The organism is Pseudomonas sp. JUb42 (genome assembly GCF_024807945.1).
Classification (GTDB): domain Bacteria; phylum Pseudomonadota; class Gammaproteobacteria; order Pseudomonadales; family Pseudomonadaceae; genus Aquipseudomonas.
Genome location: NZ_JANUFD010000010.1, coordinates 112,562 through 126,711, shown reverse-complemented (window position 1 = coordinate 126,711; position 14,150 = coordinate 112,562). Strand labels below are relative to the sequence as shown.

13 protein-coding genes are annotated in these 14,150 nt (G+C 59.2%); 12 read left to right on the top strand and 1 reads right to left on the bottom strand.

From position 1 onward, the window contains the following. The first annotated feature begins 27 nt into the window (after positions 1-27). The 6 genes from cheR (at position 28) to M2401_RS20405 (ending at position 6,662) form a co-directional block, all read left to right on the top strand. Positions 28-855 (top strand): protein-glutamate O-methyltransferase CheR, encoded by an 828-nt coding sequence (cheR, locus tag M2401_RS20430; protein WP_259105524.1) that lies wholly within the window; start codon positions 28-30, stop codon positions 853-855. Between the two features lie 374 nt (positions 856-1,229). Further along, positions 1,230-1,640 (top strand): flagellar basal body rod protein FlgB, encoded by a 411-nt coding sequence (gene flgB, locus M2401_RS20425; RefSeq protein WP_259105523.1) that lies wholly within the window; start codon positions 1,230-1,232, stop codon positions 1,638-1,640. Positions 1,641-1,643: 3 nt separating this feature from the next. Next, entirely contained in the window at positions 1,644-2,087 is a 444-nt protein-coding gene (gene flgC, locus M2401_RS20420) for a flagellar basal body rod protein FlgC (protein WP_259105521.1), read from the top strand. A gap of 15 nt (positions 2,088-2,102) precedes the next feature. Next, entirely contained in the window at positions 2,103-2,792 is a 690-nt protein-coding gene (locus M2401_RS20415; protein WP_259105520.1) for a flagellar hook assembly protein FlgD, read from the top strand. Between the two features lie 28 nt (positions 2,793-2,820). After that, entirely contained in the window at positions 2,821-4,161 is a 1,341-nt protein-coding gene (flgE, locus tag M2401_RS20410; protein WP_259105519.1) for a flagellar hook protein FlgE, read from the top strand. Between the two features lie 278 nt (positions 4,162-4,439). After that, on the top strand, positions 4,440-6,662 hold the full coding sequence (locus M2401_RS20405) for a flagellar hook-basal body complex protein (RefSeq protein WP_259105518.1): 2,223 nt from the start codon (positions 4,440-4,442) through the stop codon (positions 6,660-6,662). Between the two features lie 213 nt (positions 6,663-6,875). On the opposite strand, the gene M2401_RS20400 is transcribed toward M2401_RS20405, so the two are convergent. Continuing rightward, the gene (locus tag M2401_RS20400; protein WP_259105516.1) at positions 6,876-7,052 is read right to left on the bottom strand and encodes a hypothetical protein; all 177 of its coding nucleotides are present in this window, start codon (positions 7,050-7,052) and stop codon (positions 6,876-6,878) included. Between the two features lie 241 nt (positions 7,053-7,293). Between M2401_RS20400 and M2401_RS20395 the strand changes: the two genes are divergently transcribed. The 6 genes from M2401_RS20395 to flgK all read left to right on the top strand — a co-directional run bounded on the left by M2401_RS20395 (position 7,294) and on the right by flgK (position 14,139). Continuing rightward, complete coding sequence (locus tag M2401_RS20395; protein WP_259105514.1) at positions 7,294-8,031, top strand: flagellar basal body rod protein FlgF; 738 nt, start codon at positions 7,294-7,296, stop codon at positions 8,029-8,031. Between the two features lie 47 nt (positions 8,032-8,078). Next, positions 8,079-8,867 carry a flagellar basal-body rod protein FlgG gene (gene flgG / locus M2401_RS20390; protein ID WP_259105512.1) on the top strand — a complete coding sequence of 263 codons (789 nt, stop codon included), beginning with the start codon at positions 8,079-8,081 and terminating at the stop codon, positions 8,865-8,867. Positions 8,868-8,970: 103 nt separating this feature from the next. Then, a complete protein-coding gene (gene flgH / locus M2401_RS20385; protein WP_259105511.1) occupies positions 8,971-9,684 on the top strand; it encodes a flagellar basal body L-ring protein FlgH in 714 nt (237 codons plus the stop codon). 13 nt (positions 9,685-9,697) lie between these two features. Then, a complete protein-coding gene (locus M2401_RS20380; protein ID WP_259105509.1) occupies positions 9,698-10,807 on the top strand; it encodes a flagellar basal body P-ring protein FlgI in 1,110 nt (369 codons plus the stop codon). Positions 10,808-10,817: 10 nt separating this feature from the next. Next, complete coding sequence (gene flgJ / locus M2401_RS20375; protein WP_259105507.1) at positions 10,818-12,059, top strand: flagellar assembly peptidoglycan hydrolase FlgJ; 1,242 nt, start codon at positions 10,818-10,820, stop codon at positions 12,057-12,059. Positions 12,060-12,069: 10 nt separating this feature from the next. Next, positions 12,070-14,139: a flagellar hook-associated protein FlgK gene (gene flgK / locus M2401_RS20370; protein ID WP_259105505.1), complete on the top strand. Its 2,070-nt coding sequence runs from the start codon at positions 12,070-12,072 to the stop codon at positions 14,137-14,139. The last annotated feature ends 11 nt before the right edge of the window (positions 14,140-14,150 follow it).

Genomic DNA, 14,150 nt, shown 5'->3' with positions numbered 1-14,150 from the left:
GTTCACATGATTTGAGAGGCGGCATCTTTGTCTACGGCTAATTTGGATTTCGAACAGTTCCGGGGTTTCCTGGAAAAAGCCTGTGGCATCTTGCTCGGTGAAAACAAGCAGTACCTGGTCTCCAGCCGTCTCAACAAGCTGATGGAGCAGCAGGGTATCAAGTCCCTGGGCGAGTTGGTCCAGCGTATCCAGACCCAGCCACGCAGTGGTTTGCGCGAGCAGGTGGTGGATGCGATGACAACCAACGAAACCCTGTGGTTTCGTGATACCTATCCGTTTGAGGTGCTCAAGAACAAGGTGCTTCCCGAGATGATCAAGGCAAGCCCCGGCCAGCGGTTGCGCATCTGGTCGGCTGCATGTTCCTCGGGGCAGGAGCCGTACTCGTTGTCGATGTCGATCGATGAGTTCGAGCGCAGCAATCCCAGTGCGCTCAGGTCGGGCGCGCAGATTGTTGCCACGGACTTGTCTGGCACCATGCTCACCAACTGCAAGGCAGGTGAGTACGACAGCCTGGCGATTGCCCGCGGCCTGTCGCCGGAGCGATTGCAGCGCTACTTCGACGTCAAGTCGCCGGGGCGTTGGGCGATCAAGGCGCCGATCAAAAGTCGCGTCGAGTTTCGCTCGTTCAATCTGCTGGACAGCTACGCGAGCCTGGGCAAGTTCGATATCGTCTTCTGTCGCAACGTGCTGATCTATTTTTCGGCCGAAGTGAAGAAAGACATCCTTATGCGTATCCACAGCACCCTGAAACCGGGCGGTTATCTGTTTCTCGGGGCATCGGAAGCCCTGAACGGTTTGCCGACTCATTATCAGATGGTGCAATGCAGCCCCGGTATCATCTATCAGGCCAAGTGATACGGGTGGATGTACAAGGAAGAGACCTCAGGGTCTCTTTTTTTGTGGGCAAACTTTAGTGGCGTTAGGTGGGACCGGCTTTAGCCGGGAAGGCAATACGTCAGGCGCTATGGCGGTATCAAACCATCGCCTTCCCGGCTAAAGCCGGTCCTACGCTCATCCTGCTACTGGAATCTCCGGCAAGGCCCCTGGCAGAAAAACGACGCCACCCTTGCCGCTTTGCCGTTATCAGGCGGAAATCACTTGCCGCTTTTCTGGCATTGCCGCCCGCCGACGCAGGAAAAATCCTTTGAATACAGGCCTAAGGGGATTTGGCACGCCGATTGCTATATCTCTGGTACGTCAATCAGGTCAGCCGGCAAAGGTTTCCCGACATGAGCATCAACTTCGATAAAGCACTGGGTATCCACGAGAAGGCATTGAGCTTCCGTGCGCAGCGTGCCGAGGTGTTGGCCAACAACATCACCAACGCTGACACGCCGAACTACAAGGCCCGCGATCTGGATTTCTCCTCGGTGCTGGCCGCCCAGAGCGAAAAGAGCCAGAACGGCACTTTCTCCCTGGCTACCACCAATAGTCGCCATATCGAAGCGGAAAACGTCGATAGCGAAGGCGATGGCACTCTTCTATATCGCACGCCGTCGCAGCCGTCCCTGGACCAGAACACCGTTGACGCTCAGGTCGAGCAGGCCAACTACGCACAGAACTCTGTCGGGTTCCAGGCCAGCTTCACCTTGCTCAACAGCAAATTCAAGGGGCTGGTAGCAGCCCTGCGCGGGGAGTAATTCATGTCTCTAGCCAATGTTTTCAATATCGCCGGCAGCGGCATGAGTGCCCAGACCACCCGTCTGAACACCACCGCCAGTAACATCGCCAACGCCGAAACCGTGTCCTCGAGCATGGACACCACCTACCGTGCCCGGCACCCGGTGTTCGCCACCGTGTTCCAGCAGAGCCAGAGTGCCGGTGGCACCTCGCTGTTCCAGGACCAGGGTGAAGCGGGGCAGGGCGTATCGGTTTCCGGCATCGTCGAAGATCCATCGAACCTGGAAGCACGTTACGAGCCCAACCATCCGGCAGCGGACAAGAACGGCTACGTCTACTACCCGAACGTCAACGTGGTTCAGGAAATGGCCGACATGATTTCCGCCAGCCGTTCGTTCCAGACCAACGCGGACATTATGAATACCGCCAAGACAATGATGCAGAAAGTACTGACTCTGGGTCAGTAACAAGGGGCGCAATAAATGACTACCACTAGCGATGTAACCAGCAATGCGTTCATCACCGCACTGCAGAACCCGACGCCGACCGTTCCTAACTCAAGCAGCTCCACCTTGGGCAAAGACGCGTTCCTGCAGTTGCTCACGACCCAGTTGCGTAACCAGGACCCCTTGAGCCCTCAGGACAACACCGCGTTCGTGTCCCAGTTGGCACAGTTCAGCAGCCTGGAAAGCATGCAGAACCTGACGTCTTCCGTGGACTCGATCTCTACCAGCTATCAGTCGTCCCAGGCTCTGCAGGCTTCTTCCCTGGTTGGCCGTTCGGTGATCGTCAACGCCGGCGCCACTTACGTGGATCCCGCCACCAAAGAGATGGCCGGTTCGGTGGTTATCCCCGATACCACCACCGCGACCACCATCAAGGTCAGCGATTCGACGGGCACGCTGGTCGACACCATCGACCTGGGTCCGCAGAAAGCCGGTACCACCTCGTTTACCTGGGATGGCAAAGACAGCGCCGGCAACACCCTGGCAGCGGGCAACTACAGCTTCGTGGCCAACGGCACGATCAATGGTGCGGGCACGGGTCTGGTGACCTACCTGCCAGCCACCGTCAACAGTGTTACCACCGCGACCAACGGCGGCAGCATGACTCTCAACCTGGCGGGCGGCACCAGCATTGCCCTGTCTCAAGTCCAAACCATCGGAATCTAGAGCCGGCTCGACGGCAGAGGAGTGATACATGTCTTACAATATCGGTCTTAGCGGGCTCTTCGCAGCAAACAAGGCTCTGGACGTAACCGGCAACAACATTGCCAACGTCGCGACCACCGGCTTCAAGGCCTCCCGTGTCGAGTTCGCCGACCAGTACGCGCAATCCATTCGCGGTACTTCCGGCAACACCAACGTTGGTAGCGGCGTAACAGTTGCCGCCGTGGCCCAGCAGTTCACTCAGGGTTCCCTGACCACCGGCACCGCCAACAGCCTCGACCTGGCTATCCAGGGCAACGGTTTCTTCATGCTGAGCAACAACGGCGAGAAGCTGTACACCCGTTCCGGTGCCTTCCACACTGACAAGGACGGCTATGTCGTCAACAGTGCTGGCGATAACCTGCAAGGCTACAACGTTGACGCCAACGGCAACGTCGTAGTGGGCGCCCTGAGCAACCTGCGTGTCGACTCGTCGAACCAGGCGCCACAGACCACTACCCAGATCACCAACAAGTCCAACCTGAACTCGACTGAAGACCTGCCGGTCATCACCACGTTCGATCCGACGGTGACGACCAGCTACAACACCAAGTACAGCACGCCGATCTATGACACCCAGGGTAATGCTCACACTCTGGACCAATACTTCGTGAAAACCGGTACCAACACCTGGGACATGTACTCCCTGGTCGATGGTCGCAGCATCGATGACCCGACTGCCACTCCGCCGGTCGCTGATAAAAACACCCTGACATTTGACTCCTCGGGCAACCTGATCACTTCGGGTACCGGCGCTCCGACCGATTCGACCAACCTCAAGCTCAACACCGACGGTACTTTCCAGTTGACTGGCTGGAAACCAGGTGTGCAGACCGGTACCGGTACCACGGCGACCTGGGTTGAGAACGGTGCTGACGGCAACGGTACTACCGGCATCAAGCTGGACATGATCGCTACTACCCAGACCGCGTCGAAAACCGGTCTGATCAGCCAGAGCCAGAACGGCTACGCCACCGGCCAGATCAGCAACATGAGTGTTGACCAGACCGGTAACCTGTTCGCCACCTACACCAACGGCCAGTCCAAGGTGATCGGCCAGGTGTCCCTGACCAACTTCGCCAACGTCCAGGGCCTGTCCCCGGCCGGTGGTACCAACTGGCGTGAAACCTACGCGTCGGGCGTACCGGTCAGCGGCGCACCGACCAGCGGTACTCTGGGTTATGTTCAGGGTCAGGCGCTGGAAGATTCCAACGTCGACCTGACCAGCGAGCTGGTCAACCTGATCAAGGCGCAAAGTAACTACCAGGCGAATGCGAAAACCATTTCGACTGAAAGCACTGTCATGCAGACCACTATCCAGATGGTTGGTTAAGTGTAAGCGTCGAGCTGCTGAAAAAGCCCCTTTTCGAAGGGGCTTTTTTTTGCCCTGGATTTGATGGAATTGAAGTGTTTGATAAGTAGTTTATAGATTGAAAATTTATAGATGCATCCCACTCTATATATAGAAAATTCCTACTTTCAATGCTGCGAGAATAAAAGTCGCCTTCTCTTTATTGGTTCTGAATGGATGTTTCCAATTCGGTCTGTCGAGAGGGGTAATCAAATGATCGCATCAATGGAAGTGCCGTTTAACACGGCTCAGGAGTGTTCATGTCATTCAATATTCCCTTGGGTGGATTACAGGCTGCGCAAAAGCGTCTGGAAGTAGCCGGTAATAACATTGCCAACGTCGGTACAATTGGTTACAAGTCGTCCAGGGCCGAGTTTGCGGCGGTCTATGCCTCGTCCCATCTGGGTGGCGGCCAGGCCACAGGCGACGGCGTGCGGCTGGCCAATGTCTCCCAGGACTTTTCCTCGGGAGCGGCTATCTCCACGGCCGGGCGGCCACTGGATATGCGCATCCAGGGCAACGGTTTTTTTGTGCTGAGCGACAATGGCGTTATCAACTACAGCCGGGCGGGCGCTTTTGTCCGGGATAATCAGGGTTATGTGGTCGACGGTGATGGGCATCGTCTGCAAGGTAATACCGTCAATGCCCAGGGCGATGTCATTCGCGGTATACGCAGCGACTTATATATTGATACGGGTGATATGGCGCCGAAGGCAACTTCCATGATCAAGGAAACGATCAATCTTAATGCGGCTCAGTCGGCACGATCTTCCGTGCCCCTGTTTAATCCCGCTGATACTTCTACCTATACCAAAGTCATTGCCCGAAAAATCATGGACAATGGCGTAGCCGCCGTGCCGGAAGTTACCCGCCCTGGCGCCAATGGTGTGCCGCAATTGGTAGCGGCAGCCAAGCCGGCGATTGCCCCGGTGGAACATGAGCTCAAGCAGTACTTCGTCAAGACCGACGATAATCGCTGGCTGATGCATACCCTGATTGACGGGCGCAATCCGGCAGATCCTCAGCGGATCACGCCGTTGACCGCGACCATTACCCGCAACGCTGACGGCAGTGTTTCCCTGCTTGGCGATGGCAAGCGCATGGGCACCCGTTTCAAGCCGGAGTTGACTCTGGAAGGCTGGCAGCCGGCGGCCCAGGTCAATGGCAGTTGGGTGGCTGCCGCGACACCGGCAGTGCGCAGCCTGGCGATGCCGTTGGTTGAGGGTGACAAGAACGCGATGGAGCCGAGTGACGAAATCCATAGCGGCAGTCCGGCCTTCGATCCGGCCAATCCGGCTTCATACAGCCGTCTGCTCAGCAGCAAGGTCGTCGATGGCGAAGGTGTCGAGCACGAACTGCAAAACTACTTTACCCACGTCGGGTCCGGGCAGTGGGCACTGCGTACCCTGATCGATGGACGCAATCCCGTCGACCCTGCTTCCAGTGAGCCGCTGACGGTCACTGTCAGTCATCACCCCGGCAATCAGATGTTGCTGGCCGGAGATATCGCCCACGTCAAGAAAACCACGGCCCGCGAATTCACGGTGGATGGCTGGAAGCCGGCAATGGAAGTCAATCACACCTGGGTCGCCGGTCCGGCGGCGGGGGCCGCGGTAATTCCCCTGGAGCTGAATGATGGCGCCATTCTGGGCGTTGATGATGGGGATCCGGTGATTTCCCGGATGGTCCGTACCTTCAACCCGGCCCACACCGACTCCTATAACGAAACCTTTTCCAGTGACATCTACGACGGCCAGGGCAACAGGCATCAGCTGAGTCACTATTTCGTCAAGGACGGCGTCAACAGTTGGAACCTGCATATGTTGGTCAACGGGCGTAATCCCCTTGATCCGGAACGTACCGACCCGATGACCGCGAGCATGCTGTTTGATAGCGACGGTTCCCTGCGCACGCTCCTCGCCAGCGACGGCATGCTGGTTGAGGACAAGAAGCTGACGCTCCATGGCTGGATACCGGCCAAGGTAGACAATCCCGGTTCCCAGAATCAGAAGTGGGTGGCCAACGGCGCCCAGGCCAGTGCGGACGGCCTGACCATCGATCTGACCCGCCTGACCCAGTACAACAACAAGAACAATCGTGCATCGCCGCAGGTCGACGGCTATGCGGCGGGGAGTCTCAACGGCCTGAAAGTCGACGATGACGGCATGCTGCGCGCGGCCTTCAGCAATGGCTTGTATCGCAATGTCGGGCAAGTGCTGCTCGCCAACTTTGCCAATGTCCAGGGCTTGCAGCCACTGGACGGCACGCGTTGGCGCGAGACCTATGCCTCGGGCGCTGCCACCACTGATACGCCCAAGTCGGGGATGCTGGGAGGTGTGGTAGCGGGGTCGCTGGAGGGCTCCAATGTCGACCTGCCGGGGCAACTGATCGAGCTGATCCAGGCGCAGATGGCGTTCCAGGCCAACTCCAAGGCGGTGTCGACCGAGGCGACGGTGATACAGACCTTGCTTCAGTCGGTCTAGGTTTGAGGTTTCTGTAAGGGGGGGGCGTTTGACAGGGGGGCAAACAGGGTGGGAGTGACTTTGTGGGAGCGAATTCATTCGCGAAAGCGGCAGACCAGGCAACGAGTATCCAGCGGGTGTGCCGGCCTCTTCGCGAATGAATTCGCTCCCACATAGTTTTGCTGATTCAGCAAGTTGGGTGTTGTTTCATCGGTGCCGACTTGCTGGCGCAGCCTAAATCGAACAGTCCGACTTGACGAACGCCCCGTGCAAGCGGGTCCAACCCGGTCCGGGGCTGGTCTGGGCGCAGACAATCCGGCTGTCGCCCTGCCAGCGGTAGTAATAGGCCGGTGCGGCAATGGCGGTGCCCAGGGCAAGGCTCAGGCTGAGAAGGGCAATAAGGCGAGACATTGACGTTCCTGAAAGCGGTTATCTGCCATGAGTCCCTGCAAGTATCGGTCCGGCATCGTCATGCAGTTTTTTTGGCGCTCCTGCGAGCGGGGGTTGTGCGCGGTTTTTTCAGGCGGCGGCGCGAGCCCGTCAATGCTGGGGATTGAGGCTTTTGTATCAAGCTCGACAAGTTGGTTCAAATATTGCTTTGCCCTGTATAGAACAGCTACAGGCGGCAAGCGTCTGTCGGAGGAGGACTACTGTGGACAAGTTGATTTACGTGGCGATGAGCGGGGCGTCTGAAAACGCCGTTGCGCAAAAGGCCCATGCCAACAACCTGGCAAACGTCTCGACCAATGGCTTCATGCGCGACCTGGAACAGGCTCGCTCGATGCCGGTTTTCGGCGAGGTCAATCCTTCGCGCGCCTATGCCATGAGTGAACGTCCCGGTACCGACTTCTCCGGCGGTGCCATGGTCCAGACCGGTCGGGAACTTGACGTTGCCGTCAAGGGCGATGGCTGGATTGCCGTGCAGACACCTGACGGCAAAGAAGCCTATACCCGCTCCGCCGGTATGAACATCGACGGCCTTGGCGTGTTGCGGGCTGGCAATGGTTTGCCGGTCTTGGGCAATGGCGGGCCGATTGCCGTGCCGCCCCAGCAGCAGATCGAGATCGGTGCCGACGGTACGATCAGTGTCCGCTCCCTGGGTGAGAGCCCGCAGGTCATGGCTCAGATCGACCGCCTCAAGCTGGTCAATCCCGATGTCAAGAACATGGAAAAGGGCCCCGATGGCCTGATGCACACCAAGGATGGCTCGGCGCCTGCCGTCGATGCCAACGTTCAGGTCGAGTCCGGCTTCCTTCAGGCGAGCAACGTTAACGCCGTTGAAGAGATGACCGCCGTGATGACCCTGTCCAAGAATTTCGAATTGTCCGTCAAGATGATGAAAACCGCCGAAGATAACGATCAATCTATGGCGCGCGTCTTGCAGAGCTAAACCATTGACAGTCGGCGTCGATAATCAGGCGCCTGAGGAGAGACAGAATGCTTCCAGCACTTTACGTTGCCAAAACCGGTCTGGCCGCTCAGGACACCAACCTGACGACCATCTCCAACAACCTGGCAAACGTGTCCACCACCGGTTTCAAAAGCGATCGTGCCGAGTTCCAGGACTTGCTGTATCAGATCAAACGTCAGCCAGGCGCCCAGTCGACCCAGGACAGCGAACTGCCGTCCGGTCTGCAACTGGGTACCGGTGTGCGCATTGTCGGCACGCAGAAGAACTTCACCGCCGGCAGCCTGCAAACCACCAATAACCCGTTGGACCTGGCCGTCAATGGCCGTGGTTTCTTCCAGGTTCGTCAACCGGACGGCACCATTGCCTACAGCCGTGACGGTACTTTCCACCTGGACAGCAACGGCCAGATCGTGACCGCCAACGGTTATGCCCTTGAGCCTGCGATCGTCGTACCGCAGAACTCCCAGACCTTTACCGTAGGTCAGGACGGCACCGTGTCGATCACCACCGCTGCCAACCCGGCAACGCCACAGATCATCGGTAACATCCAGACCGCCGACTTCATCAACCCGGCCGGCCTGCAGGCCAATGGTGGCAACCTGTTCCTGGAAACCGCTTCCAGCGGCGCCCCGCAGGTCGGTACTCCGGGTCTGAACGGTCTTGGCACCACGCTGCAGAACACCCTGGAAAACTCCAACGTCAGCACCGTTGAAGAGCTGGTCAACATGATCACCACTCAGCGTGCCTACGAGATGAACTCCAAGGTGATCTCCACCGCGGACCAGATGCTGCAAAACATTACGCAAAACCTGTAACGACCTGACAGTCAGGCGCCTGGTCAAGGCGCTGCGGCTGTCGCTACAACTGATCACACACGGCGCCCGTCGGGCGTCTGCTACACCGCGAGGTTCGAGTGTCATGAAACGGCGTCCTGTTGTACGGCTTTCCCTGTTGGTGGCTCCTCTCTGTGGAATCGCTCTGCTCGCAGGATGCGTTGCGCCTACTCCCAAGCCCAATGACCCTTACTACTCGCCGGTGTTGCCGCGTACGCCGCTGCCCGCTGCGGCGAACAACGGTTCGATCTATCAGGCCGGTTTCGAGCAGAACCTCTACGGTGACCGCAAGGCTTATCGGGTGGGTGACATCATCACCATCACCCTGTCCGAGAACACCGCTGCCAGCAAGGCTGCCAGTAACGGCATCACCAAGAACAGCAGCAACAGCATCGGTCTGACTTCGCTGTTCGGCGCGGGCGCCAGCACCAACAACCCGCTGGGTGGCGGTGACCTGAGCCTCAACGTGGGCTACAACGGTGCCCGCACCACCAAGGGTGACGGCAAGGCGGCCCAGAGCAACAGCCTGACCGGCTCGGTCACTGTGACCGTGGCCGATGTAATGCCCAACGGCATTCTGGCGGTACGCGGCGAGAAGTGGATGACCCTTAATACCGGGGATGAGCTGGTGCGTATTGCCGGCCTGATCCGTGCCGATGACATCGCTACCGATAACACCGTCTCGTCGACTCGCGTCGCCGATGCGCGCATTACGTATTCAGGTACTGGGTCGTTCGCCGATTCCAGCCAGCCGGGGTGGTTCGATCGGTTCTTCCTCAGCCCGTTGTTCCCTTTCTGATAGCGGGATAAACATGATCAAGCTCAAGCAACTGATAGCGGCCGCCTTGCTGTTGTCCACAGCCTTCGGTGTTCACGCCGAACGGCTGAAGGATATCGCCAGCATTTCCGGCGTGCGCACCAACCAGCTGATTGGCTACGGTCTGGTGGTGGGCCTCAATGGTACCGGTGACCAGACGACCCAGACGCCATTCACTCTGCAGACCTTCAACAACATGCTGGCGCAGTTCGGCATCAAGGTGCCGGCCGGTTCCGGCACCGTGCAGTTGAAGAACGTTGCGGCCGTGGCGGTCTATGCCGACCTGCCGCCATTCGCCAAGCCTGGTCAGATGGTCGACATTACTGTGTCGTCCATTGGTAACTCGAAAAGCCTGCGCGGCGGCAGCCTCTTGATGACGCCGATGAAAGGTGTTGACGGCAACGTCTACGCCATCGCCCAGGGCAACCTGGTGGTGGGCGGCTTCGATGCCGAGGGTCGTGACGGTTCCAAGATCACCGTCAACGTACCGTCGTCGGGCCGCATTCCCGGCGGTGCTTCGGTTGAGCGTGCTGTACCGAGCGGTTTCAATCAGGGCAACAGTCTGACCCTTAACCTTAATCGCTTCGACTTCACCACGGCCAAGCGCATCGTCGACAAGGTCAACGACATGCTCGGCCCTGGCGTTGCCCAGGCGCTGGACGGCGGTTCGGTGCGCGTCACTGCGCCGCTGGATCCGGGGCAGCGCGTCGACTACCTGTCGATCCTGGAAAACCTGGAGATCGATCCGGGCCAGACGGCGGCCAAGGTCATCATCAACTCCCGTACCGGCACTATTGTGATCGGCCAGAACGTCAAGGTTTCGCCGGCCGCCGTCACCCACGGCAGCCTGACCGTGACCATCACCGAAGATCCGATTGTCAGCCAGCCGGGCGCCTTGTCCGGTGGTCAGACCGCTGTTGTGCCGCGCTCGAAGATCAACGCCCAACAGGAACTGCACCCAATGTTCAAGTTCGGTCCTGGCACTACCCTGGATGAGATCGTCCGTGCGGTAAACCAGGTGGGCGCAGCGCCCGGCGACCTGATGGCGATCCTCGAAGCCCTCAAGCAGGCCGGCGCATTGCAAGCCGACCTGATCGTGATCTGAGGACGCGTCCATGGATATGCCTAAAAACAGCGTGACTTCCCCGGTCGATTCGGGGGCGTACACCGACCTCAATCGCCTGGCGGCGCTGAAGAACGGCGATCGGGACAGCGAAGGCAACCTGAAGAAGGTTGCCCAGGAATTCGAGTCACTGTTCGTCAGCCAGATGCTCAAGGCCATGCGTTCAGCCAACGAAGTGCTGGCCAAGGACAATCCGCTGAATACCTCGGAGTCGCGCCAGTATCAGGAAATGTACGACCAGCAACTGGCGGTGACCCTGTCGACGCGGGGTAACGGTATCGGCCTGCAAGACGTGCTGATGCGCCAGTTGTCCAAGACCAAGGGTGTCCAGACCGCGCCCGCAGCGCCAAGCGATGCCGCAGGCGAAACCCAGACCACGGCACCGAAGACGGGCCTGGCTACCGGTATTTATCAACGTCCGCTGTGGGCGACCCGCTCTTCGGCGGCGGATCAGGCTGCGGCGGCGTCCGGCGTGCCACGCAACGACATGGCAGCGCTCAACGCCCGCCGTCTGTCGCTGCCAAGCTCGCTGACCGATCGCCTGTTGGCCGGAATCGTGCCGAGCACGGGCGAGATCGTCGATCAGGCGGCGCGTGCCAACGTCCAGGCAAACCGCATCAATATGCCTGCGCGCAGAAATGGCGACTGGACTTCGGACCCGACCCTGGCCGGCACCGACAAACGTTACGAGCGCACCATTGCCCAGCCGCCTTTGGCGCCGGCCAAGCGTGCGTTCAGCAATCACGACGAATTCGTGGCAACCATGCTGCCCCTGGCCAAGGACGCGGCTGCGCGGATTGGCGTCGACCCGACGGTACTGGTCGCCCAGGCGGCGCTGGAAACCGGTTGGGGCAAATCGATCATGCGCGCCCAGGATGGCAGCAGCAGCCACAACCTGTTCGGCATCAAGGCCCAGGGCAGTTGGCAAGGCCCCGAGGCGCGCGCCATTACCAGCGAATTCCGCGACGGCAAGATGGTCAAAGAAACAGCGGACTTCCGCTCGTACACCACCTATGCCGACAGCTTCCATGACCTGGTCAGCCTGTTGCAAAACAACAATCGCTATCAAGGTGTGGTGAAAGCGGCCGATAACCCAGAACAGTTTGTAAAAGAGTTGCAGAAGGCTGGCTACGCGACCGATCCGGACTACGCCAGCAAGATTTCGCAAATTGCCAAGCAGATGAAGAGTTACCAGAACTACGCAGCAGCACCGGGCTCTTCCACGACTTTATAAGGCTTGAATCATGTCACTGATTTCAATTGGGCTCTCAGGGCTGACTGCCAGTAGTGCGGCGATCAACACCATCGGTAACAACACGGCGAACGTGGATACCGCAGGTTACTCGCGTCAGCAGGTGATGACGACTGCCTCTGCGCAGCAGAACATCGGCATCGGTATCGGCTACATCGGTACCGGCACCACGTTGTCTGATGTGCGACGCATCTACAACAGCTACCTTGACAGCCAATTGCAATCGACCACGGCATTGGGTGCTGATGCCACGGCGTATTCCGCCCAGGCCAGCAAGACCGACAGCCTGTTGTCCGATACCAGTACCGGTATCGCCAATACGCTGGCGACCTTCTTCAGCCAGATGCAGGCGGTCGGGACGTCGGCCACCGATAGCAACGCCCGTTCGCAGTTCCTGACCACGTCTCAGGCCCTGACCGCGCGTTTGAATTCGATGTCTTCGCAATTGAGCGATCAGAATTCGACCATCAACACTCAGTTGACCGACCAGGTCAACCAGATCAACTCCATCGCCGCGTCCATTGCCAGCCTGAACAAGCAGATCACTGCATCGTCGGCCGGCGGCACCAACCCCAACAGCCTGCTCGATGCGCGTAACGAAGCGGTACGTTCGCTCAACGAACTGGTTGGCGCCAAGGTGGTGGAAAACAACGGTAACTACGACGTTTATGTCGGCAACGGCCAGTCTCTGGTCAGTGGTACTACATCCTTCCAGATGAGCACCGGCCCGAGCACTGACGATCCGACCCAGTTCGCCGTGAAGATCAGCTACGGCGCCGGTAACACCACGGATGTCAGTTCGGTGGTCAGCGGCGGCAGCATGGGCGGCCTGTTGCGTTATCGCAGCGACGTACTGACGCCTGCGGTCAACCAGCTGGGCCAGGTGGCCCTGGCGCTGTCCGATACAGTCAACAGCCAGTTGCAGCAGGGTATCGATGCCAACGGTGACTTCGGCACCGCCCTGTTCAAGAGCATCAACGATCCGAGCATGACCAGCCAGCGCAGTATCGGCAAGGTCGGCAACACGGCGGGCTCCAGCAACCTGGATGTGAAGATCAGCGACACCAGCAAACTGACCGCCAGTGACTACTCGGTGGTGTTCTCCGACTCCGACAACTACACCGTGCGCTCGCTGCCCAATGGTGCGCTGGTCGGTACCGGCAAGATCAGCGATAACCCGCCGAAATCCTTCGACGGCTTCCAGCTCGCCCTGCAGACGCCATCGGCGACTCCGTTGCAGGCGGGCGATACCTTCAAGGTGACACCGACCCGCAATGCGGCGGCCGGTATCACCACGGTCATGACCGATCCCAAGGACATCGCGGCTGCGGCGCCATTGACCGGTTCGACCAGCGGTGCCAACCAGGGTAATTCAGGGTTTACCCAGCCGGTGGTCAACACCCAGGCCAATATCTACAACCCTACCGCCACCACCGACCTGCAGAACGCTCTCAAGGGCGCAACGCCGATGCGTGTGGTGTTCGGTGCGGTCGCCGCCGACGGTACCCAGCCCTACAGTCTGCTGGATGCCAAGGGCAACGCGGTCATGAACAACGCCACGCCTGCGGTCGCCATTACCGGCACCATCGTTCCGGGTCAGAGCAACACCCTGACCTTCGACCTGGGCTACACCGACTCGGCCAGTGCCAAGCAGACCCTGTCCATCAGCACCACGGTGACCGGCTCGCCGACTGCCAACGACACCTTTACCATCGGCCTGACCGCCGCCGGCTCGGCCGACAACCGTAACTCCAGCGCTGTGCTGGCGCTGCAAACCAAATCCACGGTCAATATCGGCGCGGCCGGCACGGGCAACAGCATGTCCGGCGCCTATGGTGCGCTGGTATCCAGTACCGGTTCCAAGGCTGCCCAGGGCAAGAGCGATGTCACGGCGACCACCGCCGTGGTTGCCAGCGCCAAGGCAGCACGTGACGGCGTGTCGGGCGTGTCCCTCGATGAAGAAGCGGCCAACCTGGTCAAGTACCAGCAGTACTACACCGCTTCGTCGCAGATCATCAAGGCCGCACAAACCATTTTCAGCACGCTGATCAACAGTCTTTAAGGAGTCGTAGA